25 protein-coding genes and 1 tRNA gene are annotated in these 26,529 nt (G+C 70.3%); 9 read left to right on the top strand and 17 right to left on the bottom strand.

Annotation, left to right across the window (positions count from 1 at the left end; translation table 11 throughout):
• Positions 1-56 precede the first annotated feature (56 nt).
• The 3 genes from ACFY1J_RS36600 to ACFY1J_RS36590 form a co-directional block, all read right to left on the bottom strand.
• Positions 57-869, bottom strand: a complete 813-nt coding sequence (locus ACFY1J_RS36600; protein ID WP_390732708.1) for a J domain-containing protein — start codon at positions 867-869, stop codon at positions 57-59.
• 94 nt (positions 870-963) lie between these two features.
• The gene (locus ACFY1J_RS36595; RefSeq protein ID WP_390732707.1) at positions 964-2,391 is read right to left on the bottom strand and encodes a DUF2252 domain-containing protein; all 1,428 of its coding nucleotides are present in this window, start codon (positions 2,389-2,391) and stop codon (positions 964-966) included.
• A gap of 270 nt (positions 2,392-2,661) precedes the next feature.
• Positions 2,662-2,745 (bottom strand) — tRNA-Leu (locus tag ACFY1J_RS36590).
• Between the two features lie 363 nt (positions 2,746-3,108).
• On the opposite strand from ACFY1J_RS36590, the gene ACFY1J_RS36585 reads away from it, so the two are divergent.
• The 7 genes from ACFY1J_RS36585 (at position 3,109) to pknB (ending at position 12,030) form a co-directional block, all read left to right on the top strand.
• Complete coding sequence (locus ACFY1J_RS36585) at positions 3,109-3,957, top strand: DUF3662 and FHA domain-containing protein (RefSeq protein ID WP_363296201.1); 849 nt, start codon at positions 3,109-3,111, stop codon at positions 3,955-3,957.
• A 10-nt stretch (positions 3,958-3,967) separates the two neighbouring features.
• Positions 3,968-4,486 carry an FHA domain-containing protein gene (locus ACFY1J_RS36580; protein ID WP_263210673.1) on the top strand — a complete coding sequence of 173 codons (519 nt, stop codon included), beginning with the start codon at positions 3,968-3,970 and terminating at the stop codon, positions 4,484-4,486.
• A gap of 98 nt (positions 4,487-4,584) precedes the next feature.
• Complete coding sequence (locus tag ACFY1J_RS36575) at positions 4,585-6,171, top strand: Stp1/IreP family PP2C-type Ser/Thr phosphatase (protein ID WP_390732714.1); 1,587 nt, start codon at positions 4,585-4,587, stop codon at positions 6,169-6,171.
• A gap of 27 nt (positions 6,172-6,198) precedes the next feature.
• Entirely contained in the window at positions 6,199-7,668 is a 1,470-nt protein-coding gene (locus tag ACFY1J_RS36570) for an FtsW/RodA/SpoVE family cell cycle protein (protein ID WP_390732706.1), read from the top strand.
• A gap of 248 nt (positions 7,669-7,916) precedes the next feature.
• Positions 7,917-8,135, top strand: a complete 219-nt coding sequence (locus ACFY1J_RS36565; RefSeq protein ID WP_390732705.1) for a hypothetical protein — start codon at positions 7,917-7,919, stop codon at positions 8,133-8,135.
• Positions 8,136-8,382: 247 nt separating this feature from the next.
• Positions 8,383-9,858 carry a peptidoglycan D,D-transpeptidase FtsI family protein gene (locus ACFY1J_RS36560; RefSeq protein WP_390732704.1) on the top strand — a complete coding sequence of 492 codons (1,476 nt, stop codon included), beginning with the start codon at positions 8,383-8,385 and terminating at the stop codon, positions 9,856-9,858.
• Positions 9,859-10,035: 177 nt separating this feature from the next.
• The gene (pknB, locus tag ACFY1J_RS36555) at positions 10,036-12,030 is read left to right on the top strand and encodes a Stk1 family PASTA domain-containing Ser/Thr kinase (RefSeq protein ID WP_390732703.1); all 1,995 of its coding nucleotides are present in this window, start codon (positions 10,036-10,038) and stop codon (positions 12,028-12,030) included.
• A gap of 86 nt (positions 12,031-12,116) precedes the next feature.
• Here pknB and ACFY1J_RS36550 read toward each other — a convergent pair whose 3' ends face one another.
• Genes ACFY1J_RS36550 through ACFY1J_RS36525 form a run of 6 tightly spaced genes read right to left on the bottom strand, consistent with a single transcriptional unit; the run spans position 12,117 to position 16,281 of the window.
• Positions 12,117-12,863, bottom strand: a complete 747-nt coding sequence (locus tag ACFY1J_RS36550) for a class E sortase (protein ID WP_363296197.1) — start codon at positions 12,861-12,863, stop codon at positions 12,117-12,119.
• A 13-nt stretch (positions 12,864-12,876) separates the two neighbouring features.
• Positions 12,877-13,935 carry a class E sortase gene (locus tag ACFY1J_RS36545; RefSeq protein ID WP_390732702.1) on the bottom strand — a complete coding sequence of 353 codons (1,059 nt, stop codon included), beginning with the start codon at positions 13,933-13,935 and terminating at the stop codon, positions 12,877-12,879.
• Positions 13,932-14,570 (bottom strand): aminodeoxychorismate/anthranilate synthase component II, encoded by a 639-nt coding sequence (locus ACFY1J_RS36540; protein WP_390708298.1) that lies wholly within the window; start codon positions 14,568-14,570, stop codon positions 13,932-13,934. Before ACFY1J_RS36540 ends, ACFY1J_RS36545 begins: the two co-directional genes overlap by 4 nt.
• Positions 14,567-14,764 (bottom strand): hypothetical protein, encoded by a 198-nt coding sequence (locus ACFY1J_RS36535; protein WP_390708299.1) that lies wholly within the window; start codon positions 14,762-14,764, stop codon positions 14,567-14,569. Before ACFY1J_RS36535 ends, ACFY1J_RS36540 begins: the two co-directional genes overlap by 4 nt.
• 17 nt (positions 14,765-14,781) lie before the next feature.
• A complete protein-coding gene (locus ACFY1J_RS36530) occupies positions 14,782-15,471 on the bottom strand; it encodes a class E sortase (RefSeq protein WP_390732701.1) in 690 nt (229 codons plus the stop codon).
• Positions 15,472-15,492: 21 nt separating this feature from the next.
• The gene (locus ACFY1J_RS36525; protein WP_390732700.1) at positions 15,493-16,281 is read right to left on the bottom strand and encodes a DUF881 domain-containing protein; all 789 of its coding nucleotides are present in this window, start codon (positions 16,279-16,281) and stop codon (positions 15,493-15,495) included.
• 140 nt (positions 16,282-16,421) lie between these two features.
• On the opposite strand from ACFY1J_RS36525, the gene crgA reads away from it, so the two are divergent.
• Positions 16,422-16,676, top strand: a complete 255-nt coding sequence (crgA, locus tag ACFY1J_RS36520) for a cell division protein CrgA (protein WP_363296191.1) — start codon at positions 16,422-16,424, stop codon at positions 16,674-16,676.
• A 260-nt stretch (positions 16,677-16,936) separates the two neighbouring features.
• On the opposite strand, the gene ACFY1J_RS36515 is transcribed toward crgA, so the two are convergent.
• Positions 16,937-17,824: a rhomboid family intramembrane serine protease gene (locus ACFY1J_RS36515; protein ID WP_390708302.1), complete on the bottom strand. Its 888-nt coding sequence runs from the start codon at positions 17,822-17,824 to the stop codon at positions 16,937-16,939.
• A 102-nt stretch (positions 17,825-17,926) separates the two neighbouring features.
• Complete coding sequence (locus tag ACFY1J_RS36510) at positions 17,927-18,460, bottom strand: peptidylprolyl isomerase (protein ID WP_390708555.1); 534 nt, start codon at positions 18,458-18,460, stop codon at positions 17,927-17,929.
• A gap of 334 nt (positions 18,461-18,794) precedes the next feature.
• On the opposite strand from ACFY1J_RS36510, the gene ACFY1J_RS36505 reads away from it, so the two are divergent.
• The gene (locus ACFY1J_RS36505) at positions 18,795-19,487 is read left to right on the top strand and encodes a DUF5324 family protein (protein ID WP_390708303.1); all 693 of its coding nucleotides are present in this window, start codon (positions 18,795-18,797) and stop codon (positions 19,485-19,487) included.
• Between the two features lie 51 nt (positions 19,488-19,538).
• Here ACFY1J_RS36505 and ACFY1J_RS36500 read toward each other — a convergent pair whose 3' ends face one another.
• The 6 genes from ACFY1J_RS36500 to mftE all read right to left on the bottom strand — a co-directional run bounded on the left by ACFY1J_RS36500 (position 19,539) and on the right by mftE (position 26,529).
• A complete protein-coding gene (locus tag ACFY1J_RS36500; protein ID WP_390708304.1) occupies positions 19,539-20,594 on the bottom strand; it encodes a Ppx/GppA family phosphatase in 1,056 nt (351 codons plus the stop codon).
• 53 nt (positions 20,595-20,647) lie between these two features.
• A complete protein-coding gene (locus ACFY1J_RS36495; protein WP_390732699.1) occupies positions 20,648-21,208 on the bottom strand; it encodes an adenylate kinase in 561 nt (186 codons plus the stop codon).
• A gap of 7 nt (positions 21,209-21,215) precedes the next feature.
• Positions 21,216-23,252, bottom strand: a complete 2,037-nt coding sequence (gene acs, locus ACFY1J_RS36490; RefSeq protein WP_390732698.1) for an acetate--CoA ligase — start codon at positions 23,250-23,252, stop codon at positions 21,216-21,218.
• Between the two features lie 66 nt (positions 23,253-23,318).
• Complete coding sequence (gene mftF, locus ACFY1J_RS36485) at positions 23,319-24,977, bottom strand: mycofactocin biosynthesis glycosyltransferase MftF (RefSeq protein WP_390732697.1); 1,659 nt, start codon at positions 24,975-24,977, stop codon at positions 23,319-23,321.
• A complete protein-coding gene (locus ACFY1J_RS36480; protein WP_390708308.1) occupies positions 24,974-25,759 on the bottom strand; it encodes a mycofactocin-coupled SDR family oxidoreductase in 786 nt (261 codons plus the stop codon). The genes mftF and ACFY1J_RS36480 overlap by 4 nt, the downstream gene beginning before the upstream one ends.
• Positions 25,756-26,529 carry a mycofactocin biosynthesis peptidyl-dipeptidase MftE gene (mftE, locus tag ACFY1J_RS36475; protein WP_390732696.1) on the bottom strand — a complete coding sequence of 258 codons (774 nt, stop codon included), beginning with the start codon at positions 26,527-26,529 and terminating at the stop codon, positions 25,756-25,758. The genes ACFY1J_RS36480 and mftE overlap by 4 nt, the downstream gene beginning before the upstream one ends.

The following is a 26,529-nucleotide window of genomic DNA, read 5'->3' as shown; positions in this document are numbered from 1 at the left end:
CGCTGCGAAACTCATGCGTCCGACGCTACCCGAACGCACACCGCGGTCGGGCCGCGCTACTCCTGCCCCAGCAGCCCCGCCAGCTCCGCCTCCCGCTCCGCCACATCGGCGAGGAGCTTCTCGGCGATCTCGTCCAGGAGGGCGTCGGGGTCGTCCGGGGCCAGGCGGAGCATCGCCGCGATCGCGGTGTCCTCCAGTTCCCGGGCGATCAGGGTGAGGAGTTCCTTGCGCTGAGCCAGCCATTCGAGGCGGGCATAGAGCTCCTCGCTGCGACTCGGGCCCGGCTCGGCGGGGGCCGGTCCCGCGGCCCACTCCTCGGCCAGCTCGCGCAGCAGCGCCTCGTCGCCGCGGGCGTAGGCGGCGTTGACGCGGGTGATGAACTCCTCGCGCCGTGTGCGCTCGTCATCCTCCTGCGCCAGGTCGGGGTGGGCCTTGCGGGCCAGCTCGCGGTAGAGCTTGCGGGCCTCCTCGCTCGGGCGCACCCGCTCCGGAGGCCGTACCGCCTGGTCCGTGAGCATCGCCGAAGCCTCCGGGAACAGGCCGTAGCCGTCCATCCAGCCGTTCAGCAGTTCCTCGACGCCGGGGATCGGCATGACCCGGGCCCGGGCCTCCTCGGCGAGCCGGATGTCCTCCGGGTCGCCGGTGCGGGCGGCCTTGGCCTCGGCGATCCGGGCGTCCAGCTCCTCCAGCCGGGTGTACATCGGACCGAGCTTCTGGTCGTGCAGCCGGGAGAAGTTCTCGACCTCGACGCGGAAGGTCTCCACCGCGATCTCATAGTCGATCAAGGCCTGCTCGGCGGCCCGCACGGCCCGCTCCAGCCGCTCCTCGGGCCGCGGTGCCTGGGACTGATCAGCTTCCGGGGTCGTCACCCGACCAGCGTAGGCCACGGCCGAAACCGTCACCCCCGGCGCCGCCCGGTTCGCCCTGCCTCACCGCGCGTCCGGCCCTTCGCACCCCGGACCGTCACACCCCCATCTCGGCCGCGATCCGCCCCGACCGCACCGCCGTCACCAGGTTCGCGTGGTCCGCCTCCGTGCGGTCGGCATAGGCGATCGAGAACGCGGCCATGGCCTCGTCGAGCTCCTCGTTCTTGCCGCAGTAGCCGGCGATCAGCCGGGGGTCGGCGCTGTGGGCGTGGGCGCGGGCCAGCAGGGCGCCGGTCATCCGGCCGTAGTCGTCCATCTGGTCGGCGGACAGGGCCGCGGGGTCGACGCTGCCCTTGCGGTTGCGGAACTGCCGGACCTGGAAAGGCCGGCCGTCGACCGTCGTCCAGCCCAGCAGGATGTCGCTGACCACCTGCATGCGCTTCTGGCCCAGCACCACCCGGCGGCCCTCGTGGCCGACGGGCGCCGCGTCGAAGCCGGCCGTCGCCAGATGCGGGACCAGCGCCGACGGACGGGCCTCCTTCACCTGGAGGACCAGCGGTTCACCGCGGTGGTCCAGGAGCAGGACGACATACGAGCGGGTGCCCACGCTGCCCGTGCCCACCACCCGGAACGCCACGTCGTGCACCGCGTGCCGGGCCAGGAGCGGCAGCCGGTCCTCCGAGAGCGTCTCCACATAAGGCTCCAGGGACGCGGCCACGGCCGCCGCCTCCGCGTCCTCCACGCGCCGCAGCACCGGCGGGGCGTCGACGAAACGGCGGCCCCCGTCCTCGGCGGCCTCGGTCGACTTCGCCGCGAACCGCCCGCTGGTGTTGGCCCGCGCCTTCTCCGAGACCCGCTCCAGCGTCCCGATCAGGTCATGGGCGTCGGTGTACGAGACGAGCTCCTCGTCCGCGATGGCGTTCCACGCGTCCAGCACCGACAGCTTGGCGAGCAGCCGCATGGTGCGCCGGTACGCCCCCACCGCGTCGCCCGCCGCCTTGCGGCACATGTCCTCGTCGGCACCCGCCTCCCGGCCGGCCAGCACCAGCGAGGCGGCGAGCCGCTTGAGGTCCCACTCCCAGGGGCCGTGCACGGTCTCGTCGAAGTCGTTCAGATCGATGACCAGGCCGCCGCGGGCGTCGCCGTACAGGCCGAAGTTGGCCGCGTGCGCGTCGCCGCAGATCTGGGTGCCTATCCGGGTCATGGGGGTGCGCGCGAGGTCGTACGCCATGAGGCCGGCCGAGCCGCGCAGGAAGGCGAAGGGGGTCGCGGCCATCCTGCCCACCCGTATCGGCGTGAGCCCGGGGATACGGCCCCGGTTGGACTCCTCGACGGCGCTCACCGCGTCGGGCCGCGAGCCGTCCAGGTCCAGGGCGCTGTGCGTGCGGCGCGGAACGCTCGTGCGCAGCGCCTTGCCCTGCTCCTTGGGCGAACCCTGCGACGGCCACTGGGCGAATCCACGCACCCGGGGCAGCCGTCCCGCCGCCCGCGCCGACTCCCCCACTGCCGCTCCGGCCTCGGTCACCGCGACCGCCTCCCCCGCGTCCACACACGTACTCGCCCGAACATCAACTCGTGCAGACCGTACAACCGGTGGCCGAAACGCGTCAGACCCTGTGGACAACTCCACGCCTGTGGAAATCCCGAGCCCCGGCGACCCGGCGATGACGAAGGACCGGACCCCGCGGGCGAGTTGTCCGCAGCCCCCCACGGACCTGAGAGACTCATCACACTGTGAAATACCCCGCAAACACGACAAAGGACCCACCGTGATCACGATGGGCCCTTGCCACTGTGCGCGAGGGGGGAGTTGAACCCCCACGCCCTTGCGGGCACTGGAACCTGAATCCAGCGCGTCTGCCTATTCCGCCACCCGCGCATTGGGTGTGTCTTCCGTCTCCGTCCCTTTCGGGGCGGCCCCTTCCGACATCCAGAACATTAGCACGTCGGACAGGGCGGGTTCACATCCCTTGTTTCGGCCCGGGACGGGCACCCTGGACCAGGTATCAGGCAGTACCGGTTCACGTATCAACCTCGTACCGGTCCCCGTCATCTCCCCAGGAGGCGGACCGGGTCCACAGTCAGGTGCGGGACACTGGTCGTGGCCCGCCTCTACGATCCTTGACAGAGAGAGTTCGAAGGGGGCCCACGCGGGGAACCGGCTGTTTGCCGGGCGCGTGGATACGATCAGTAAGCAGTACCAGGCAAGGCAGTAGGGAAGCAGCGACGGAGGAGGTGCCCCATGGGAGTCCTGAAGAAGTTCGAGCAGCGTCTCGAAGGTCTGGTCAACGGCACCTTCGCCAAGGTGTTCAAGTCCGAGGTCCAGCCCGTCGAGATCGCCGGAGCGCTCCAGCGTGAGTGCGACAACAACGCGACCATCTGGAACCGCGACCGGACCGTCGTACCCAACGACTTCATCGTGGAGCTGAGCGCGCCGGACCACGAGCGCCTCAGCCCCTACTCCGGCCAGCTCGGGGACGAGCTCGCCGGAATGGTGCGTGACTACGCGAAGCAGCAGCGCTACACCTTCATGGGGCCGATCAAGGTCAACCTGGAGAAGGCGAACGACCTGGACACCGGTCTGTACCGGGTGCGCAGCCGTACGCTCGCCTCCTCCAGCAGCCAGCAGGCCCCGCCGGCCGGCAGGCCCGGCCAGGGCGCCCCGGGCGGCTACGGCTACCCGCCGGCCGCCGCGCCCGCGGGAGCCCCGCCCATGCCGTCCGCGCCGCCGCCCGGCGGCCGGCCCGGCGGCTACGGATACCCGCAGCCCGCCGCCCAGCGGCCCCCGGCCGCCCACGCGAGCGGCGGCCGCACCCGCTACTGGATCGAGATCAACGGCGCCCGCCATCAGATCTCCCGCCCGACGCTGGTGCTGGGCCGCAGCACCGAAGCCGACGTGCGGATCGACGACCCCGGCGTCTCCCGCCGGCACTGTGAGATCCGGACCGGAACGCCCTCGACGATCCAGGATCTCGGGTCCACCAACGGCATCGTGGTGGACGGGCAGCACACCACCCGCGCTACGCTCCGCGACGGCTCGCGGATCGTCGTGGGCAGCACCACCATCATTTACCGGCAAGCCGAAGGGTGAAGCGGGGGCAATGTCAGAGCTGACCCTCACGGTCATGCGGCTGGGTTTCCTGGCCGTACTGTGGCTGTTCGTGATCGTGGCCGTGCAGGTCATCCGCAGCGACCTGTTCGGTACGCGCGTCACCCAGCGCGGGTCGCGCAGGGAGGCGGCACGGCCGCAGCAGGCCGCACGGCAGCAGCAGGCCGCGCCCCCGCAGCAGCGCGGCCAGCAGGCCGGCGGCCGTCAGCGCCGCAACGCCCCCACCAAGCTGGTCGTCTCCGAGGGCACCCTCACGGGCACGACGGTGGCGCTCCAGGGCCAGACCATTACCCTGGGCCGCGCACACGACTCCACGATCGTGCTGGACGACGACTACGCCTCCAGCCGCCATGCCAGGATCTACCCGGACCGCGACGGTCAGTGGATCGTCGAGGACCTCGGCTCCACCAACGGCACATATCTGGACCGGTCCCGGCTGACGACCCCCACACCGATCCCGCTGGGCGCGCCGATCCGCATCGGCAAGACCGTCATCGAGCTGCGGAAGTAGTACCACGTCATGAAAGAGCGCGAGCGGAGCGAGCACGCAACGGCGGACCGCAAGCCGGCCGTCGGCGCGCTCCCGACCGGAGGGTGGGCACCGTGCGGATGTACCCGGAGCCGACGGGCGAGGTGCGCATGAGTCTGTCACTGCGCTTCGCCGCCGGATCGCACAAAGGCATGATCCGGGAGGGCAACGAGGACTCCGGTTACGCCGGTCCCCGCCTGCTCGCCATCGCCGACGGCATGGGCGGCCAGGCCGCCGGTGAGGTCGCCTCCTCCGAGGTGATCTCGACGCTGGTCACGCTCGACGACGACGTGCCCGGCTCCGACATCCTCACCTCCCTCGGCGCCGCCGTGCAGCGCGCCAACGACCAGCTGCGCGCCATGGTCGAGGAGGACCCCCAGCTGGAGGGCATGGGCACCACGCTCACCGCCCTGCTCTGGACCGGGCAGCGGCTCGGCCTCGTCCACGTCGGCGACTCCCGCGCCTATCTGCTGCGTGACGGTGTGCTCACGCAGATCACCCAGGACCACACCTGGGTGCAGCGCCTCGTCGACGAGGGCCGGATCACCGAGGAGGAGGCGACCACGCACCCGCAGCGGTCCCTCCTGATGCGGGCACTGGGCAGCGGCGACCATGTCGAGCCCGACCTGTCGATCCGCGAGGTCCGCGCCGGCGACCGCTATCTGATCTGCTCCGACGGCCTCTCCGGCGTCGTCTCCCACCAGACGATGGAGGAGACCCTCGCCAGCTACCAGGGCCCGCAGGAGACCGTGCAGGAGCTGATCCAGCTCGCGCTGCGCGGCGGCGGCCCGGACAACATCACCGTCATCGTCGCCGACGTCCTCGACCTGGACACCGGAGACACCCTCGCCGGCCAGCTGTCCGACACCCCGGTGGTGGTCGGCGCGGTCGCCGAGAACCAGCACCACCTGCACGACAACGGCATCATGCAGACCCCGGCCGGCCGCGCCTCCCACCTCGGCCGCCAGGGACACGGCCAGGGCGGCGGCGAGTTCGGCCCGCCCGGCTCCGGCGACACCACCGGCTACGTGCCGGAGGGCAGTTTCGGCGACTACACCGACGACGACTTCATCAAGCCGCGCAAGGGCCGCAGGTGGCTGAAGAGATCCCTCTACGGCGGTCTCGCCCTCGCGGTCATCGGCGGCGGCCTGTACGGCGGCTACCGCTGGACGCAGACGCAGTACTACGTCGGCACGAAGGGCGAGCACGTCGCGCTGTACCGCGGCATCAACCAGGACCTGGCCTGGGTGTCGCTGTCGAAGGTCGAGAAGGACCACCCCGAGATCGAACTCAAGTACCTGCCGCCCTACCAGCAGAAGCAGGTCAAGAACACGATCCCGCAGGGCGACCTCGTCAAGGCCCAGTCGAAGGTCCAGGAGCTGTCCGTGCAGGCCTCCGCCTGCAAGAAGGAGGCCGAGCGCACGGCCGCCGAGAGCGAGAAGAACGCCAAGACGGGCCAGGGCGAGGCCGGGGGCACCACGGGAACCACGCGTACCTCCCTCACGTCCAAGGCCTCACCGACACCCAACCCGTCGAACTCGGCACCGTCTTCGACGAACCCTTCGAAGTCTCCGTCCTCGACCCCGTCCGCGACCGCGACTCCCAGCCCCGGGCCCACGCTCTCGGAGGATGAGCAGAAGGTCGTCTCGCTGTGCGGTAAGCAGTAGGCAAGCCGTGAGAGGCCCCGTCACACGATGAGCAGTACTTCCAACAGTTCGACGCACCACACGTCCACGATCGGCGCCATCGGCGCACCGAGCCGGCGCAACACCGAGCTGGCGCTGCTGGTGTTCGCCGTGGTCATCCCGGTGTTCGCGTACGCCAACGTGGGTCTGGCCATCAATGACCAGGTGCCCACCGGCCTGCTGGGCTACGGGCTCGGCCTGGGCCTGCTGGCCGGCGTCGCCCACCTCGGTGTGCGGAAGTTCGCCCCGTACGCCGACCCGCTGCTGCTGCCGCTGGCCACGCTGCTGAACGGGCTCGGACTGGTCGCCATCTGGCGGCTCGACCAGTCCAAGCTGCTGCGGGCGATCGGCCAGACCGGTAGCGCGGCGCCCCGCCAGCTGTTGTACACCGCGTTGGGCATCGCCCTGTTCGTCGTCGTGCTGATCTTCCTGAAGGACCACCGTGTCCTGCAGCGCTACACGTACATCTCCATGTTCGGCGCCCTGATCCTGCTCCTCCTGCCTCTGGTACCCGGCCTCGGGGCCGGCCTCTACGGCGCCAAGATCTGGATCAGGGTCCCCGGCCTGGGCACGCTGCAGCCCGGCGAGTTCGCGAAGATCATCCTCGCCGTCTTCTTCGCCGGCTACCTGATGGTGAAGCGCGACGCCCTGGCCCTCGCCAGCCGCCGCTTCATGGGCCTCTACCTGCCGCGCGGCCGCGACCTCGGCCCGATCCTCGTGGTCTGGGCGATGTCGATCCTCATCCTGGTCTTCGAGACCGACCTCGGTACCTCGCTCCTGTTCTTCGGCATGTTCGTCGTCATGCTGTACGTCGCCACCGAGCGGACCAGCTGGATCGTCTTCGGTCTGCTGATGTCCGCGGTCGGCGCCGTCGGCGTGGCGAGCTTCGAGCCCCACATCCAGACGCGTGTCCAGGCCTGGCTCAACCCGATGCGCGAGTACGAGCTCAGCCGCATCGTGACCCATGACGGCATCGCCCACTCCGACCAGCTGCAGCAGGCCCTGTGGGCCTTCGGCTCCGGCGGCACACTCGGCACCGGCTGGGGCCAGGGTCACTCCGAGCTCATCCGGTTCGCCGCCAACTCCGACTTCATCCTCGCCACCTTCGGCGAGGAGCTGGGCCTGGCGGGCATCATGGCGATCCTGCTGGTCTACGGCCTGATCGTGGAACGCGGTGTGCGCACCGCCCTCGCCGCCCGCGACCCGTTCGGCAAGCTGCTCGCCGTCGGCCTGTCCGGCGCCTTCGCCCTCCAGGTGTTCGTGGTGGCCGGCGGTGTGATGGGCCTCATCCCGCTCACGGGTATGACCATGCCGTTCCTGGCCTCCGGCGGTTCGTCCGTGCTGGCCAACTGGGCGCTGATCGGCATCCTGATCCGCATCAGCGACACGGCCCGCCGCCCGGCGCCCACCCCCGTCGCCAATCCCGACTCCGAGATGACCCAGATCGTGCGCCCCGGAAGCGCCGGCCCCACCGGGTGATCGTGATCACCTCAATGAAGATCGTTTTCGCCCGTGCCGCCCACTAAAGTCGCAGCCGACCAGCTGTGACCCGTGACCACGGGAAAACGAAACACATAGGGGGAATTTCATGCTTCGCATGGATTCGCGCGGCAAGCGCATCGCGGTGGGTGCGGCCGCCGCGCTCGGCGCCGCACTGTTCACCGTCACCAGCGCGTCGAGCGCCCAGGCCGCTCCGCTCTACGGGGGGCAACTGGACCACCGACGACGTGAAGGTCCGCAAGGGCCCGAGCACGGGCACCGCGATCGTCGACCGGGGCTACCTCGGTGACGGCGCCGCGGTGAAGTGCCAGGTCCAGGGCGAGGGCGTGTACGGCAACACCACCTGGTACTACGTGAAGAACGTCAACTCCAGCAAGAACGTCTGGGGATACACTTCCGCGCACTACTTCCGGGTGGCCGGCGGCAACACCCCGCCGAAGTGCTGACCTGCCCCTCGGCACACCTCTGACGGACGGCTTCCGGTCCCGGCACTCGCCGGGACGGAAGCCGTCCGCTTCTACTGGAACCCTCCGCCCCTCCAGTACGTCTATTGATCAGTCGTTGTCGACTGCCCCGCCTGGAGGCACAGTCACTGCCTCTAGACTGTGGGCGGCCAAGGATGAGCGCCAGCACCAGCGACACCGAGAGACTGAAGCAAACAGGCGCACCTGTTAGCTTGTGGAAAGGCCGGACGTGAACAAGCCACTGCGCCGAATCGCGATCTTCTGCGGACTCCTGGTCCTGGCGCTGCTGATCCGTGACAACTGGCTTCAGTACGTCCAGGCCGACAAACTGCGCACCGACCCGAAGAATCGCCGTGTGGCCATCGAGCGGTACGCGTACCCGCGCGGCGACATCATCGTCGACGGCAACCCGATAACCGGCTCGGTCGAGACCAAGAGCGGCGACTACAAGTACAAGCGCACCTACAAGAACGGGGCCATGTGGTCCCCGATCACCGGCTACTCCTCGCAGGCCTTCGACGGCAGCTTCCTGGAGAAGATCGAGGACGGCATCCTCACCGGCAACGACGACCGGCTCTTCTTCCGCAAGACCCTCGACATGATCACGGGCAAGCCGCAGCAGGGCGGCAATGTCGTGACCACGCTGAACGGGGCCGCGCAGAAGGCGGCGTTCAGCGGCCTGGCGAAGCAGGGCGGCAAGGGCGCGGTGGTCGCCCTGGAGCCGTCCACCGGCAAGATCCTGGCGCTGGCGTCGTACCCGTCGTACGACCCCTCGACCTTCGCGGGTGACCGGAACAGTGACGCCGATGCCTGGAAGAAGCTCCAGAAGAAGTACAACCCCGCCGACCCGATGCTGAACCGGGCCCTGCGCGAGACCTACCCGCCGGGCTCCACCTTCAAGGTGGTCACGGCCGCGGCCGCGCTGGAGAACAACCTGTACCCGGACGCCGACACGAACACCAAGTCGCCGCTGCCGTGGACCATGCCCGGCACCACCACCGAGCTGAAGAACGAGGGCAACATCCCCTGCAAGAACGCGCCCATGCGCGTCGCGCTGCGGTACTCCTGCAACACCGTCTTCGGCAAGATCGGCGCCGACCTCGGCAACGACAAGATGCTGGCGGAGGCGAAGAAGTTCGGCTTCGACGAGGAGCAGTTCGTCCCGACCCGCTCCAGCGCCTCGGTGTTCTCCAGCGGCATGAACCAGTCGCAGACCGCGCTGTCCTCGATCGGCCAGTACAACACCGCCACGACCCCGCTGCAGATGGCCATGGTCGCCTCGGCCGTCGCCAACGGCGGCAAGCTGATGAAGCCGTACATGGTCGACAAGCTCCAGTCCTCGAACCTGGACACCGTGGCGACCACCGAGCCGCAGCAGCTCAGCCAGCCGCTGTCGGCGAAGAACGCGCAGATCCTGCAGTCGATGATGGAGACGGTCGTCCAGAAGGGCACGGGTACGAAGGCACGGATCTCCGGCGCCACCGTGGGCGGCAAGACCGGTACCGCCCAGCACGGCGTGGAAAACAGCGAGAACCCCTACGCCTGGTTCATCTCGTATGCCAAGCTCAGCGACGGCAGCTCGCCGGTCGCCGTGGCCGTCGTGATCGAGGACGACAACGCCAACCGCGACGACATCTCCGGCGGCGGCCTCGCGGCACCGATCGCCAAGAGCGTGATGGAGGCGGTCATCGCGTCCAAGAAGTGAGTGACCCCGCTCACGTCCCCTTCACATCGGTGCACGTTGCGATACCGGTCCTGTATCGGGTGACGGGCTTGGCCAGGTCACACAGCGCCAGCCGGGTACGGTAGGCCCGGACGGCAGCCTCCGGCCGCACACGGACGTGCGCGGCCGAGACCCGACGGAGAGGGCTGGTAGGTAGCTATGGAAGAGCCGCGTCGCCTCGGCGGCCGGTACGAGCTGGGCCAGGTGCTCGGCCGCGGTGGCATGGCGGAGGTCTACCTCGCGCATGACACCCGCCTCGGCCGCACCGTGGCGGTGAAGACGCTGCGCGCGGACCTCGCGCGTGATCCGTCCTTCCAGGCCCGCTTCCGCCGGGAGGCCCAGTCGGCCGCCTCGCTCAACCATCCCGCGATCGTGGCGGTCTACGACACGGGCGAGGACTACATCGACGGGGTCTCGATCCCGTACATCGTGATGGAGTACGTCGACGGGTCCACGCTTCGTGAGCTGCTGCACAGCGGTCGCAAGCTCCTGCCCGAGCGTGCGATGGAGATGACCATCGGCATCCTCCAGGGCCTGGAGTACGCCCACCGCAGCGGCATCGTGCACCGTGACATCAAGCCGGCGAACGTCATGCTGACGCGCAACGGCCAGGTCAAGGTCATGGACTTCGGCATCGCCCGCGCCATGGGCGACTCCGGCATGACGATGACGCAGACCGCGGCCGTCATCGGCACCGCCCAGTACCTCTCCCCGGAGCAGGCGAAGGGCGAGCAGGTCGACGCGCGCTCGGACCTCTACTCGACGGGCTGCCTGCTCTACGAGCTGCTGACGGTACGGCCGCCGTTCGTCGGGGACTCCCCGGTCGCGGTCGCCTACCAGCACGTCCGCGAGGAACCGCAGCCCCCGAGCGTCTTCGACCCCGAGATCACGCCCGAGATGGACGCCATCGTCCTGAAGGCACTGGTCAAGGACCCGAACTACCGCTACCAGTCCGCCGACGAGATGCGCGCCGACATCGAGGCCTGCCTCGACGGCCAGCCCGTGGCGGCCGCAGCGGCCATGGGCTCGGTCGGCTACGGCGGCTACCCCGACGACCAGCCGACGACGGCCCTGCGCGCGGACGCCGGCGCCACGACGATGCTGCCGCCGATGAACCCGGACGACGGCGGCTACGGCTACGACGACCGCCCCGACCGCCGCCGCCAGCCGAAGAAGAACAACACCTCCACGATTCTCCTCATCGTGGCGGGCATCCTGGTCCTGGTCGGCGCGATCCTGATCGGGAAGTACGCCTTCAGCGGCAACACCGGGGGCGACGGCAAGATCCCGGCGCCGAACTTCGTCGGCCAGCCGGCGGACACGGCCAGAAAGATGGCCGACAACGTCGGTCTGGAAGTGTCGATCAGCAAAAAGCCCTGCGAGGACCAGACCAAGGGCAACGTCTGCTCGCAGGACCCGGTTGCCGACACGAAGGTCAAGAAGGGCTCCACCGTCAATCTGGTGGTCTCGACGGGCGCGCCGAAGGTCACCGTGCCCAGCGTGATCGGGCTCAGCCTCGACGAGGCCAAGTCGAAGCTCGAGGGCGACGACTACAAGTTCAAGGTCGACACCGAGACCCGGGAGTCCACGGAAGACCCGGGCACCGTCCTCGAACAGAACCCGGTCGACGGCAAGCAGGTCCAGAAGGGCTCCACGATCACTCTCACGATCGCGAAGGCCGCGCAGAAGTCGACCGTCCCGGACGTCACCGGCCAGACCTGTGACGCCGCCAAGGCCCAGATGACGGCCAACAACCTGACCGGCAACTGCGTCGAGGTGGACACCAGCGACCCGAACCAGGTCGGCAAGGTCATCTCGACCAACCCGCAGGCCGGTCAGCAGGTCGACAAGAACTCCACGGTGCAGATCCAGGTCGGCAAGGCCCAGCAGCAGCAGACGCAGGTGCCGAACGTCGTCGGTCAGACCGTGAAGAACGCCAAGAAGATCCTGCAGCAGAACGGCTTCAACAACATCCAGTTCGCCGCCGGCAGCTCGCAGGACGACAACGCGTTCGTCAGCCAGCAGGACCCGGGCGCGGGCACCGCGGCCGACCCGAACAGCACCACGATCACCCTGACGACCGTGGGCTTCGGCAACGGCAACAACGGTGGCAACGACGGCGGTGCCACCCTCTTCGGCGGCACCAGCGGCTGACCGGCCGGCCACGACAAGCAGAGCCCCGGCTCTCCTCCGTGAGGAGAGCCGGGGCTCTGCTTGTCGCATCACCGCACCTCGATCGGTCAGCGCAGCTCTTCCGGCGGTGTCCGCTTGCTGTCCACCTTGTCCACGCGGACCAGTTCGCCCCACACCACATAGCGGTACCGGCTCGTGTAGACCGGTGTGCACGTCGTCAGGGTGATGTAGTGGCCCGGCTTCTTCCTGCCGGATTCCTTCGGGACCGGGGCGAGGACCTTGACGTTGAACTTCGAGGTCTCGTCGAGCACGGCGTAGACCTTGTAGACGTACCACTTGTCCTTGGTCTCGAAGACGATCGGGTCGCCCTTCTCCACCTTGTCGATGTTGTGGAACTTGGCGCCGTGGCCGTCGCGGTGGGCGGCGAGGGTGAAGTTGCCCTTCTTGCCGGACATGGGGAGGGTCGCCTTCACCGGGTCCGTGTAGTAGCCGGCCACACCGTCGTTCAGGACCTTCGTCGACGTGCCCTTCTCGACCAGGACCTCGCCGTTGTGCATCGACGGCACGTGCAGGAAGCCGATGCCGTCCTTGGTGTCCAGCGCGCCGGGGCCGGTGTCGTGGGCCCAGCTGTCGCGGACCTTGTCACCGCGCTGGTCCGCCTGCCGGTCGGCGACGACGTTCGTCCACCACAGGGAGTAGACGACGAACAGGCCGAGCACCAGGCCCGACGTGATGAGAAGTTCACCGAAGACGCTGACCGCCGTGGCGATACGGCCGGTGCCCCGGCGCCGCCGTACCGGCGCCGCCTCCGGCGTGTCCGTCTGCTCTTCGGTGTCGTCGGCGGTCGCTGCCACTGTTCATCTGCCCTTACTCGACGAGCGCATCCGGCTTGCCCTTGCTGCGCGGCCGTTCCTCGACCATCTTGCCCCAGACGATCAGCCGGTACTTGCTGGTGAACTCCGGCGTACACGTGGTGAGGGTGATGTAGCGGCCCGGCCGGGTGAAGCCGGACCCCCTGGGGATCGGGTCCAGCACGCTCGTGTTGTTGGGCGCCGTCACCGGCAGCATCGACGTCATCTTGTAGACGTAGTACGTGTCCTGGGTCTCGACCACGACGTCGTCGCCCGGCTGGAGCCGGTTGATGTACCGGAACGGCTCCCCGTGCGTGTTGCGGTGTGCCGCCAGCCCGAAGTTGCCGGTCTTCGCGCTCGGCATCGCGGTCTTCAGCGGGCTCTCGCCGTAGTGCCCCACCATGCCCTTGTCGAGCACCCTCTTGTTGCTGACGCCCTCCGCTATCGGCGCCACCACGTCCAGCTTGGGAATGTGCAGGATGGCGAAACCCTGCCCCGGCTCGAACGTGCCCGGTTCCCGCTTTCCGCTCGCCCATTCGTTCTGCAGGCTGCTCGTCTCCTGGCCCGCCTGCGCATGGGCCCGGACATTCGTCCACCACAGCTGGTAGGTGACGAACAGCAGCATCAGCACGCCGGTGGTGATGAACACCTCGCCTATCGCCCGGCTCGCGACGACGGCCGCGCCCGGCTTGCGCGCCCGCGCCTGGCGCCGGGCCTCCACTCGGGAGAGCGGCGCCCCGGCCCCGTTCTCCTCCCTCCGCGGCTCCGGCGCCCTCGCCGCACCGCCATGACGCCCGCCACGCCGCTTGGCGGCCTTTCTGCGGGCCGCTCGGCCGCCCACCGGGGTTCCGGTGGCCGAGGAGGCGGATGAGGCGACAGAGGCGTATGTGGCGTTGCTCGCGGTCCCCGGTGGCGGGTCCGGCAGACGGAGGGCCACCGTCTCCTCGTCGACCGGGGGCAGATACGGCTCTCCGTAGCCCCCCTGCCCGTACTGGTCCCCGAGCGCTCCGGAAGCCCCGTACGACTGATCCCCGTACGAGGCATCGGTCTCGCGCTCCGGGCGCAGCGCGGTCACGCCGTGGCCCTGCCCACCACCGGGGCGAGCCCCGCCGACCTCGCCACCGCGCCCTGGTCACCGCACTCCACCAGCCAGTTCGCCAGCATCCGGTGCCCGTGCTCGGTCAGCACCGACTCGGGGTGGAACTGCACACCCTCGACCGGGAGTTCACGGTGTCTCAGGCCCATGATGATCCCGTCGTGGGTACGGGCCGTGACCTCCAGCTCCGCCGGAACCGTGGCCGGCTCGGCGGCCAGCGAGTGGTAGCGGGTCGCCGTGAAGGGCGACGGCAGTCCGGCGAAGACGCCCCGGCCCTCGTGCTCGACCAGGGAGGTCTTTCCGTGCAGCAGCTCCGGCGCGCGGTCCACCACACCGCCGTACGCCACCTGCATCGACTGCATGCCCAGGCAGACGCCGAAGACGGGCACCCCGGTGGCCGCGCAGTGGCGGACCATGTCCACGCAGACGCCGGCGTGCTCCGGGGTGCCGGGGCCCGGTGACAGCAGCACGCCGTCGAAGCCGTCCTGGGCGTGCGCCGTCGACACCTCGTCGTTGCGCAGCACCTCGCACTCGGCGCCCAGCTGGTACAGGTACTGGACCAGGTTGAAGACGAAGCTGTCGTAGTTGTCGACGACGAGAATCCGCGCACTCACTGGTTGTCCACCGTCACATCGTTGAAGGGCAGCAGCGGTTCGGCCCACGGGAAGACGTACTGGAACAGGACGTAGATCACGAACAGCACCAGCACGAGTGAGATCAGCGCCCTCACCCACGCATTGCCCGGCAGATGCCGCCAGATCCAGCCGTACATGCCGTCCCTTCCGTCGCGCCACGGCACCTGACTCACGCCGTACAGCCACCAGACTAACGGCGCAGAGCCTTCGGTTTGCCTGCCTCCACAGGCTGTGTGGAGTCCAGATGCGCCCAGACGATCAGCCTGTGACTGTGCCCCCATTCCGGATCGCACGTGGTCAGTGTGAGATAGCGGCCTGGACGCGTATACCCCGACTTACGTGGCACAGGGTCGATCACTTCAACGTCCGTCGGAACTGTTTTGTAAGGGCCTTTGTCGATCCGATACGTGAACCAGGTCGTCCCGTTCGTCAGTACGACCGCGTCCCCCGGGCGCAGCTCCGGAAAGTCCTTGAACGGATCACCGTAGGTACGCCGGTGACCGGCGACCGCGAAGTTGCCCTCCTGGCCCAGCCGGGCGGTGCGGGCATAGTGAGCGAGGCCCTTCTTCAGCACGTCCGTGCCGGTGCCCTCCAGCACGGGTTTGTTCCACGTGAAACCGAGCCGCGGGATGTACATGATCGCGAAGGGCTTGCCGTAGTGGTACGCCGCGGGCCTGGCCGGGCTCGAAGATGCTCCGGGGCCTGCCGCCGGGTGCCCGGCCGCCCCCTTCGACCACTCCCGCTGTAACTGGTCGATCTGGTCGTTCATGACACTGTCGGCCTTCACACCGGTCCAGAACAGCACATAGACGACGAACAGGACGATCAGAGCGCCGACGGTGATGCAGAGCTCGCTGACGGACCTGACGATCACGCGCACCGGCGACTCCTGGACGGACGGCTACTGCACGGGCTTCGCGTAGTGCAGATCCACTGTGCCCGAGTAGCCGGGAAGAGTCACCGTCCCGTCCTCGGCGACTTTCCAGCCGAGGCCGTAGACGTTGACGTACACCATGTAGTTCTGGATCGCCGGGCTCGCCGCGAGCGCCTTCTGCAGCTTGTCCGGGTCCCCGACCGCGGTGATCTTGTACGGCGGTGAGTAGACGCGGCCCTGGAGGATCAGCGTGTTGCCCACGCAGCGCACCGCGCTGGTGGAGATCAGCCGCTGGTCCATGACCTTGATCCCCTGGGCACCGCCCTTCCAGAGGGCGTTGACCACCGCCTGCAGGTCCTGCTGATGGATGACCAGGTAGTCGGGCTGTGGCTCGGGGTAGCCGGGGAGCTTCGCGGTGGCGTTCGGCGGGGCGTCGTTGAGGGTGACCGTGATCGCCTTGCCGGTCAGCTTCTGGGTGCCCGCGTTCTCCTCCAGCGCCGCGAGCTTGCGGTCCTCGGCCTCCGTGGAGCCGTCGTCGCCCTGGGCCAGCGACTCCACGCTGTCGCGCAGGGTCGCGTTGGACTCGTCCAGCCCCTTGTTCTTGTGGCTGCGCTCCTGGATCAGGTCGGAGAGCTTCAGCATGGAGGCGTCCGTACGGATGTCGGTGCCCTTGGCCGTGTTGAAACTGGTGAAGAAGATGAGCCCGGCGAGGGCGAACACGGCCGCGGTGAGGATCCGCACCGGCCGGACACGGGATGCGGGAGCAGGGCCGGAACCCGTTGATCCCGTCCCGGGGGAGTCGGCAGAATTGCTCAACGTACCCTTATCTCCTTCGGCGCCGCGGAAGCACTACGCTAACTGACGCCCGGGGGAGCGCTAAGTGTCCCCTTGTACGCTGCCCCGGACCGACCCAGCTACCTGCGCGGCCACGCAGCGCATCGACAGGAGAGACCCTCGTGCCGAAGTCACGTATCCGCAAGAAGGCCGATTACACGCCGCCGCCCGCGAAGCAGGCGACGGCCCTCAAGCTGAACAACCGCGCCTGGGTCGCGCCGGTCATGCTGGCGATGTTCCTCATCGGCCTGGCCTGGATCGTCGTGTTCTATGTGACCGACGGTTCGCTGCCGATCGACAAGCTCGACAACTGGAACATCGTGGTCGGCTTCGGCTTCATCGCGGCGGGATTCGGCGTCTCCACGCAGTGGAAGTAGCGGCCACCTCCCGGTGAAACACAGCTCTGCCCAGGGCTATCCGCTGAGTTATCCACAGCCGTTTTCCACAGTGGGGAAAAAGAACGACGATCTGTGGATAACTCATCGAGTGTTGACGCCGGTGTGACTGGCCTACCGGCGACCGCAAGCTTGTTCGCCCCCTGTCCGACCTGGGAAAACACACGTGAGCGGCAGGGGGCACAGCTGTTCCCGCACAGCGTGCACAAGATCCGCCACACGCTGTGGACAACGGTTCGGTATCAGGTGAGCTGTGCGGTCCTGAGCAGCGTCAGGACCACGACCGCGGCCAGGAACAGCGCACAGGTGCCGTACTGGATCAGGTTCCGGTGCCGGCGCGGGGCATGGACCATGGCGTAGCCGCACACAAGGCCCGCGACCAGGCCGCCGATGTGGGCCTGCCAGGCGATGCCGCTCCAGCTGAACGTGAAGATGAGGTTGATCACCAGCAGGGCGATGACCGGGCGCATGTCGTAGTTGAGCCGCCGCATCAGGACGGCGGTCGCGCCGAAGAGGCCGAAGATCGCTCCGGAGGCGCCCAGCGAGGGCCGGTTGGGTTCGGCCAGCAGATAGCTGAGGGCGCTGCCGGCCAGCCCCGAGACGAAGTACAGCGCGAGGTACCGGGCTCGGCCGAGAGCCGCTTCCAGGGGGCCGCCGATCCACCACAGGCTGAGCATGTTGAACAGGATGTGGATGAAGCTGGCGTGCAGGAACATCGCGGTGAGCAGCCGGTACACCTGGCCGTGCGCAATGCCCTGGACCGAGCCGAGAAGCGGGACGTAGGCCTGGCCGATCAGGTCGAACCGGTCGGTGAAGCGGTCGCCCATGGCGAGCTGGACCACGAAGAAGGCCAGATTGAGGCCGATCAGCACCTTGGTGACCAGCCGTGGGTCGGCACTGACCGTGCCTCCCGCGACCGTCCGGGGCCGGGACGCGGCCGGGGAGTGCCCCGTGCCCGAGCCGGTGCGGACGCATTCGGGGCACTGGAAGCCCACCGACGCGCTGACCATGCACTCGGGGCAGATCGGACGCTCGCACCGGGTGCAGTGGACGCCGGTCTCGCGGTCCGGGTGCCGATAGCACACCGGCACGCGCTGGGCGTCCTGCGCGCTGTCTGCAGCCTGGTCCATGAGATCCCCTCGGTCGTGGTGGGCAATGACACCGCCCCGCTCATCCTTACGGACGAGCGGGGCGTTTGGTTCCCTCCAGGAGAAATGGGCGAGCCGCTCGGCTCAGCCCTGGCGCTTCTCGACGACGACCGACTCGATGACGACGTCGTTGACCGGCCGGTCGTTGGGACGCGTGGTGGGCACGTTGGCGATGGCGTCGACGACCTTCTGGCCGGCCGGGTCGGTGACCTCGCCGAAGATGGTGTGCTTGCGGTTCAGCCATGTGGTCGGGCCGACGGTGATGAAGAACTGCGAGCCGTTGGTGGCCGGGCCGGCGTTGGCCATGGCGAGCAGATAGGGCTTGTTGAAGGAGAGGTCGGGGTGGAACTCGTCCTCGAACTCGTAGCCGGGACCGCCGATGCCGGTGCCGAGCGGGTCACCGCCCTGAATCATGAAGCCGCTGATCACCCGGTGGAAGATCGTGCCGTCGTAGAGCCGGTCCGTGCCCTTCACGCCGGTCTCGGGGTGGGTCCACTCGCGCTCACCCTGGGCGAGCTCGACGAAGTTCCTGACCGTCTTCGGCGCGTGGTTCGGGAACAGCCGGATCTCGATGTCGCCGTGGTTGGTCTTCAGGGTGGCGTAGAGCTGCTCGGCCACGATCTGCCTTCCGTTGTCTTCCTGTGATCCCACGATCCTTGCACGGCCGGGCCATGGCGTCGCCCGGCCGAGGTCGATGGGCGCTCATCCGCGCGAATCGCTTGCGGAAAACAGGTCGAGTCCCCGCTGGGCGGGAGCGCACGGCGGCGATCCGTGGCATTGTCGACGACAAGCTCCTGTTGTCCAAGAATTCGTCATTCATTCTCGCTTGCGCTTGATCGAGTGCATCGGCACCCGTATGCCCTCCCTCGCGTGCGACACAGATGCTTGACAGGCATGATCCGTAAAAGTGTGGAAAGTCGAAATACCGTACGCCACCGAGGAGGAGGAAGCCGTGACCCGCATTGACAGCGTGCGCGCCGCGACCGGCTCGGCGAAGGACAGCGTGCTGCACGCCGCGGAAGTGGTGGCGCCCTACGCCGACACGGCCAAGGAGCGTGCCTCGTACTACGCGCAGGAGGCGCGCGTACGGCTTGCGCCCGTGGTGTCCCAGGCCGCCGAGCAGGCCCGCGTCCAGTACGACGCCCATCTCGCACCGCGCCTGGAACAGGCCCTTGCCCATGTGCCGCCGAAGGTCGACCAGGCCGCGCACGACGCGGCCGTCCTCACCCGCAAGGCTGCCCGGCAGGCCGCCGACTATTCGCGGCCGAGGATCGAGCAGGCCGTCGCGGCGGCGGGGCCGATGCGTGACGAGGCCACCGCGCGGGGTGTCGCCGCGCTGGCCGCGCTGCGCGGTCAGGTCTCACCGGAGGAGATCCAGAAGCTGGTCCGCAGGCACGAGCGGCGGGAGAAGGCCGGGCGTGTCGCCAAGGTGCTGGTCGTGCTGGGCGCCGTGGCGGCCAGTGCCTTCGTCGCCTGGAAGTGGTGGGACAAGCAGACCAACCCCGACTGGCTGGTGGAACCGCCCGCCGCCACGGAGGTGCCCGAGTCCGGCAGTCTGTCGTCGGTGGACGGCAGTCTCGACCCCGAGGTGCAGGCCAAGGAGGCCGAGGAGCAGGCGGCGAAGGACGACAAGCACCGCCACTGACCTACGCCGCCGACATCCGTTGTCGCGAACATCGCCGTGGGGCAGAAGACTTCAGGGTCTTTTGCCCCACGGCGATGTTTCACGTGGAACATCCGCCCGGGCAGGCGGGGTGGCGATACGGAGTGCGGTGGACGGCGCGAGGGCAGTATCGGTGCCGATGTCGCTGGTGACGTCCGCCCACCAACCGGCGCCGTCCTCGATATAGCGGAGCAGGACTCCTTCACGGATGGCCCAGGGGCAGACGGCGACCCTGTGCAGGCCCATCAGTTTCATGGCGGTGTGCCCGACGAGGGCTCCGGCCAGGCTCTGGGCGGCGCGGGGCGCGGAGATCCCGGGCAACTGGGCGCGTTCGGCCTCGGGGAGGGCGGCGAGCGCGCCGATGGCCCGGCGCAGGTCGCCGCGGAGCATGTCGCGCTGGACGAAGGGGCCATGGCGTCCGGGGGCGGTACCGCACAACCGGGCCAACTGCTGGAAGGTGCGGGAGGTGACGGCGGCGGTGCGCGGACCCTCCCAGCGGACCCGCGCCGCGACATCCCGCAGCTCATGGCGCACCCTGCGCCGTAACGCCTTCAACTCGTCCTGGGCGGGCGGGTCCTGGGCGCCGAGGAACTCCCGGGTCAGCCGGTTCGCGCCGAGCGGGAGGGAGGCGGCGAAGTCGGGCAGGCGGCCGCGCCCGAAGGCCACCTCCAGCGAGCCGCCCCCGATGTCGAGGAGTGCGAGGGGGCCGGCCTGCCAGCCCATCCAGCGGCGGGCCGCCAGGAACGTCAGCCGTGCCTCCGTCTCCCCCGGCAGGGTGCACATCCGGATGCCCGTCTCCGACCGCACCCGGTCCAGTACCTCCTGACGGTTGGGGGCGTTGCGCACGACCGTGGTCGCGAACGCCAGCGGGCCCGCCGCCCGCCACCGCTCAGCCGCACCGCCCGCCGCGGCGACGGCCTTCACCAGCCGCGCCACCGCCTCCTCACCGATCGTCCCGTCGGGCTCGACCTGTTCGGACAGGCGCAGTCGCCATTTGACGGTATGGACCGGCAGTGGAACACCGCCCTCCGCGTCGGCCACCACCAGTCGGACCGTATTGGATCCCGCGTCCACCACGCTCACCCGCATGACCTTCGAATACCCAGCTCATCGGTCACGACCCCACCACGAAGGGGAACCACTCATGCCGCTCCGGGCAGGTCGGCGAGCGCCTCCAGTGCCCGGTCGTTGATCTCCTCGACGGCTCCGACGGCGTGCACGGTCAGCACGATGTCCGCGTAATGGGCGAGGAGCGGGGCCGTCTGCCGCCGGTAGACCTGCTGGCGGTGCCGGATGACCTCCTCGGTGTCGTCGGACCGGCCACGGCCGCGCAGACGTTCCACCACGACGTGCTCGGGAGCGTCGAACTCGACGACGGCGTCCAGGACCGCTCCGGTCGCGGCCAGGATGGTGGTGAGCGCGTGCGCCTGCTCGACGGTGCGGGGAAATCCGTCGAGGAGGAAGCCGCGCCGGGCGTCCGGTTCCTCCAGGCGACGGCGGACCATCGCGCCGGTGACATGGTCGGGCACGAGCTCGCCCGCGTCGAGGTATCGCCGGGCCTCCTGCCCGAGTGGTGTCCCGCGGCCGACGTTCTCCCGGAACAGGTCCCCGGTGGAGATGTGCGGGATGCCGAACCGCCGGCCGAGCAGGGCGGCCTGGGTGCCCTTGCCCGCTCCGGGAGGGCCGATGAGGACGAGTCGCATCAGGGGGTCACGCCTTCCAGTGAGTACGGCGGTGTGCGTTGATGAGGTCCATCACGGAGGCGTCGGCGAGCGTCGTGACGTCGCCGATCTCACGGTTCTCCGCGACATCGCGCAGCAGCCGCCGCATGATCTTCCCGGACCGGGTCTTGGGCAACTCGGGGACCACGATGATCTGGCGGGGCTTGGCGATGGGGCCGATCTCCCGGGCCACGTGCTCGCGCAGGGCCGGGGTGATGTCCCCCTCGGCCCCGTCGAACCCCTCGGCCCCGTCGAACCCCTCGGCCCCCTCGGCCCCATCGGACCCCTCGGCCCGGACCGTGCCGCCGCGCAGGATCACGAACGCGACGATCGCCTGCCCCGTCGTCGCGTCCGCCGCCCCCACCACCGCGGCCTCGGCGACCGCGGGGTGCGAGACGAGCGCCGACTCGACCTCGGCGGTGGAAATGCGATGCCCGGAAACGTTCATGACGTCGTCGACCCGGCCCAGCAGCCAGATGTCGCCGTCCTCGTCGTAGCGGGCGCCGTCACCGGCGAAGTAGTGGCCCTGCCCGGCGAACCGGGCCCAGTACGTCTCCCGGTACCGCTCGTCGTCGCCCCAGATGCCGCGCAGCATGGCCGGCCAGGGCTCGTCGAGCACCAGGTAGCCGCTCTCACCCCTGCCGACCTCCTCGCCCCGGTCGTCGACCACCTTGGCCGAGATGCCCGGCACCGGCCGCTGCGCGGAGCCCGGCTTGGCGGGGGCCGCTCCGGGCAGGGGGGCGATCATGACCGCGCCGGTCTCGGTCTGCCACCAGGTGTCCACGACCGGCGCACGGTCGGCGCCGATGTGCGTGCGGTACCAGCGCCACGCCTCCGGGTTGATCGGCTCGCCGACGCTGCCGAGCACACGGATCGACGACAGGTCGTAGCGGGCCGGGAGCTGCTCGCCCCACTTCATGAAGGTGCGGATGACGGTGGGGGCGGTGTAGTAGACCGACACCCCGTACCTCTCGATGATCTCGAAGTGCCGTCCCTCGTGCGGGGTGTTGGGCGTGCCCTCGTACATCACCGAGGTGGCGCCGTTGGCGAGCGGTCCGTACACGATGTAGGAGTGCCCGGTGATCCAGCCGATGTCGGCGGTGCACCAGTAGACGTCGGTGTCCGCGTCGAGGCCGAAGGCGGTGCGGTGGGTGTACGCGGCCTGGGTGAGGTAGCCGCCGGAGGTGTGCAGGATGCCCTTCGGCCTTCCGGTCGTACCGGAGGTGTAGAGGATGAACAGTGGGTGCTCGGCGTCGAAGGACTCCGGCCTGTGCTCGTCCGGCTGGGCGCCGACCAGGTCGTGCCACCACAGGTCGCGGCCCTCGGTCCAGGGCACGTCGGTTCCGGTGCGCCGGACCACCAGGACGTGTTCGACGCTCGGTGCGTGCCGGGTGGCCTCGTCGGTGTTCGCCTTCATCGGCTCGGCCCGGCCCCGGCGGTACTGGCCGTCCGACGTGATCAGGAGGCGGGCCTCGGCGTCCTCGATACGCGACTGGAGAGCGGCCGGCGAGAACCCGCCGAAGACCACACTGTGCGGCAGCCCGAGCCGGGCGCACGCCAGCATGGCGAACACCGCCTCGGGGATCATCGGCAGCTGGATGGCGACCCGGTCCCCGGCCGAAAGGCCCAGCGAGAGCAGGGCGTTGGCCGTCCTGCACACCTCGCGCCGCAACTCGGCGTAGGTGATGGTCCGGGTGTCGCCCGGCTCGCCCTCCCAGTGGAAGGCGACCCGGTCGCCGTGACCGGCCTCGACGTGGCGGTCGACGCAGTTGTACGCGACGTTCAGCCTCCCGCCGGTGAACCAGCGGGCGAACGGCGCGTCCGTCCGGTCCAGGACGGCGGACCAGCCGGTCTCCCAGTGCAGGTGTTCCGCCTGCCGCGCCCAGAACGCCAGGCGGTCGGTGGCGGCCTCCTCGTACAGCCGGGACACCTCCTCGGCCTCCCCCACTGCCTCAAGGGCGTGGGAGGTGCCCCCACCCGCGAGCGGGCTGCCGGGTGCGGGGCGGAGTTCGGAGCGCGGCGTCATGCTGGTTCCTCCAGAGGTGTGGGTGGGGGTGACGGGCGGGTCTCGGGAGGCCGGGCGACCCGTCCGTCACCAGGTCTCCACGGTGGCCGTGGCGGGTTGGTGCGAGGTTGGCGCGAGGGAGCGGGGCTCCCAGGGGCGCTTCGCGGCCGGGCCGCGCAGGGGCAGGGCGAGGCGGGGCATCAGCGGCGCGGCGGTACGGCGGCGCAGCGCGCCCTGCCACACGCCCCAGCCGTAGGCCAGGTCGTCCAGGCGGCGGATCGCCGTGTGTGTGAGCGGGCCCAGCGAGGAGCGGGAACGGTGGTGGTCGGCCAGTCCCTCGGCGAGAGCGGCGGCAGCGAGGCCGTAGCGTGCCCGGCGGCTGACGGCGGCGGCTGCCACGGCGACCGGCCAGTGGTGCCGGGTGGCACAGCGCAGCAGTTGCTGGGCGGTACCGCCGAGCGCGGCCAGCGACAGCAGGGCACCGGCCCGGGCGGGCTGGTCGGCGTCCGGCATGCGCCGGGCCACCTTCACGGCGGTCAGCGCGGTCAGCGCCAGCGCGCTGGCCGCGGGTACCGGCCTGCCGCGCAGCAGCAGGGCGCAGGCGGCGAGCGACCAGGGGGCGGCGTACAGCGGCGGCACCCGGCCGGGGTGACGCAGGGCCAGGTCGGCGGCGCCGGTGCCGTATCCGGCCCGCTGGGCGAGCCAGCCGCGCAGGTCGGTGCGGTGCCGGTGGCCCACGCGCACGTCGGGGACGTAGCGCAGCCGCCAGCCCGCCTGGTGCAGCCGCATGCACAGGTCCACGTCCTCCCCCACCCGCATGCCGGGGGCGAACCCGGCGCCGACGGCGGACCGGCGGACCACGATGGTCGCGCTCGGGACATAGCCGAGCATCGACACCGGCACGACCGGCCCCTCCCGCGACCCCATGTCCAGCGGCGACCGGATCTGCTCGTAGCGGTCGAGCCGCCGTGGCGCGGGCACCGGCAGGGCGACGATCCGGGGGGCGACGAGAGCCACCGCCGGGTCGCCGAAGTGGGCCAGCAGAGGGGCGAGCCAGCCCGGTTCGGGTACGACGTCGGAGTCGCAGAACGCCACGTACGCGGTCTCGGCGTGGCGCAGTGCGGTGTTGCGTGCGGCGGCCGGGCCGAGGTTGCGCGGGTGCACGAGCAGCCGGGCGCCGTGCCGCCGGGCCACGCGGGCGAGGGCGTCCGGGTCCCGGGAGCCGTCGTCCACGACGAGGACGGGCAGGGTGGAGGTGGACGCGTCGGCGCGCAAGGCGGTCAGCAGTCCGTCGAGTTGGTCGGCCCGGTCGCGGATCGGGATCGCAAGGGTGGTGTCGCGGACCGGGGGCAGTGGGGGGCGGGGGTGGGCGACGCCCGCGTCCAGGAGCCGGCGGGCGAGCGCGGCGCTCGGGACGTCCGTCACCTCGAACCCGCCGTCCGCCAGCAGCCGCACGGCGGCGGCCCCGAGCCGCAGCAGCCTCGGCGGGGAGCCGCCGAGCATCAGGTGGCCGTCGCGGGAGCGGTGGGTGTCGGCGGCGAGTTCGACCGCGAACCCGTCGGGCAGCCGGTCCCGCGGCGGGGACGGCAGCGGCTCGGACCACTCGGGTGTCCCCGTGTGCCCGGCGAGCAGGGACCCGCCCGCGCGCCCGCTGAACAGGAAGGCGCCCGCACGCGCGACGAGCCGGGCCGGGCCCGCGTGCCGTCCGGACCGGGACGTGTCCGCGTCCCGCAGGAACCGTGTCATGTCGTGAACCCTCCGTCCGCGTGGAGTACGGAGCCGGTGACGGCGAAGGAGTCGGCCGAGCAGGCCCAGGCCACCACCGCGGCCACCTCCTGCGGCTCCAGAGGCCGCCCGGACAGCTGCTGCTCGGCGAGCTTGTCGACGTCGGGCAGTTCGTAGAGGTCGGCCGTGGCCCGCAGCATGTCCGTGCGCGTGGAACCCGGTGACACCGCGACCGCGTTGACCCCGGTGTCCCGCAGGTCGCAGGCGAGGCCGCGGACCAAGCCGACCACGGCGTGCTTGGCCGCGCAGTAGGCGCCCAGGCCCCACAGCCCGCGGTGTGCGGCGGCCGAGGCGAGGGCGACGAACCGGCCGGTGCGGGGCTGCGGCCCACGCAACAGCGCGGGTACGGCGGCTCGGGCGAGGTTGGCCACTCCCATCACGTCCACGTCGAGCAGCGTCCGCCACTGCGCGTCGGTCTGCTCCCACACCGGGCCGCCGCCGAGCATGACCGCCGCGGCGGCCACGGCGGCGTCGAGCCCGCCGAACTCGCGCTCGGCCCGCTCCACGGCGGCCTGCAGCGCGGCCGCGTCGCGGACGTCCGCCCTGACCGTGCGCACCAGGGGGAACCCATGGGCCAGGCGGTCCAGCTGTTCCGGGTCGGCGAGCGGGTAGGGCACGTCGGGGTCGTCCGCACACCGGTCGACGGCGACGACGGCCCAGCCCTCGCGGGCCAGTCGGCGTACGGTCGCGGCGCCGATGCCCCGTGCGGCGCCGGTGACGACGGCGACCCGGCGGCCGGTCACCGCCCGTCACCCGTTCGGGCGGTGACCGGCTGCCGATCGGGCAGGCCGAGCCTGCCCCGCGCGGAGACCCGCCAGGCGCGGATGTCGGCGGCGAGGCGGTCCGCCATGCGGTCGAGGAGCCGTTCGCCCTCGCTCGCGCCGGCTCCGGCCGGGTCGCCGAGGACGCCGGAGGGGCTGACCCCGCCAACGGACTCGGCGACCAGGCGGTCCATCAGCAGATGGACGGGGTCGGTGGGTCCGGCCGCGGCCCGCTCGCCGCGGACGGCGGACGGCCGCAGCCGCAGCATCAGTGAGGTCTCGGTGCGGCCCGCATGGGCGTCTGTGTTCGCCGCCGGCCCCGGCGGCAGACACGGCCACCAGGCCGCGTCGCGGCTCTCGCCGCGCAGACCGGTCACCGCGTCGGCCAGGCTCACCACGTTCCCGCCGTGTCCGTTGACCACCAGCAGGCGCCCCGCCCAGCGCAGCAGGGAGCGACCGGTCTCGGTGACCAGCAGGCGCAGCGCGTCGTGGCCGATGGACACCGTGCCGGGAAAGCCCTCGTGCTCGCCGCTGGCCCCGTAGGGCTGGGCGGGCGCGACCAGCACGTCCACCTCCGCGCCGAGCCGGGCGGCGGCCCGCTCGGCGACGGCGCCGGCCACCGCCGTGTCGGTGTCGAGGGGGAGGTGGGGGCCGTGCTGCTCGCAGGAGCCGAGGGGCAGCAGCACCAGGGGGCGGCGGGCCGTGAGGTCCGGCCAGGCCAGATCCGTGAGTCGCGCGGGGCCCGCGGCCAT

The sequence above is a fragment of the Streptomyces sp. NPDC001406 genome, assembly GCF_042895285.1.
Classification (GTDB): Bacteria; Actinomycetota; Actinomycetes; order Streptomycetales; family Streptomycetaceae; genus Streptomyces.
The sequence above is the reverse complement of the archived record's forward strand: the minus strand, read 5'-3'. Positions and strand labels throughout refer to the sequence as shown.

Coding starts and splice junctions, on each gene's coding strand:
- mftF (WP_390732697.1), bottom strand. CDS start 24,977: ATGACACGGTTCCTGCGGGACGCGGACACGTCCCGGTCCGGACGGCAC.
- ACFY1J_RS36515 (WP_390708302.1), bottom strand. CDS start 17,824: ATGGACCAGGCTGCAGACAGCGCGCAGGACGCCCAGCGCGTGCCGGTG.
- ACFY1J_RS36500 (WP_390708304.1), bottom strand. CDS start 20,594: ATGCGGGTGAGCGTGGTGGACGCGGGATCCAATACGGTCCGACTGGTG.
- mftE (WP_390732696.1), bottom strand. CDS start 26,529: ATGGCCGCGGGCCCCGCGCGACTCACGGATCTGGCCTGGCCGGACCTC.
- ACFY1J_RS36575 (WP_390732714.1), top strand. CDS start 4,585: ATGTACCCGGAGCCGACGGGCGAGGTGCGCATGAGTCTGTCACTGCGC.
- ACFY1J_RS36580 (WP_263210673.1), top strand. CDS start 3,968: ATGTCAGAGCTGACCCTCACGGTCATGCGGCTGGGTTTCCTGGCCGTA.
- ACFY1J_RS36495 (WP_390732699.1), bottom strand. CDS start 21,208: ATGCGACTCGTCCTCATCGGCCCTCCCGGAGCGGGCAAGGGCACCCAG.
- pknB (WP_390732703.1), top strand. CDS start 10,036: ATGGAAGAGCCGCGTCGCCTCGGCGGCCGGTACGAGCTGGGCCAGGTG.
- acs (WP_390732698.1), bottom strand. CDS start 23,252: ATGACGCCGCGCTCCGAACTCCGCCCCGCACCCGGCAGCCCGCTCGCG.
- ACFY1J_RS36585 (WP_363296201.1), top strand. CDS start 3,109: ATGGGAGTCCTGAAGAAGTTCGAGCAGCGTCTCGAAGGTCTGGTCAAC.
- ACFY1J_RS36570 (WP_390732706.1), top strand. CDS start 6,199: ATGAGCAGTACTTCCAACAGTTCGACGCACCACACGTCCACGATCGGC.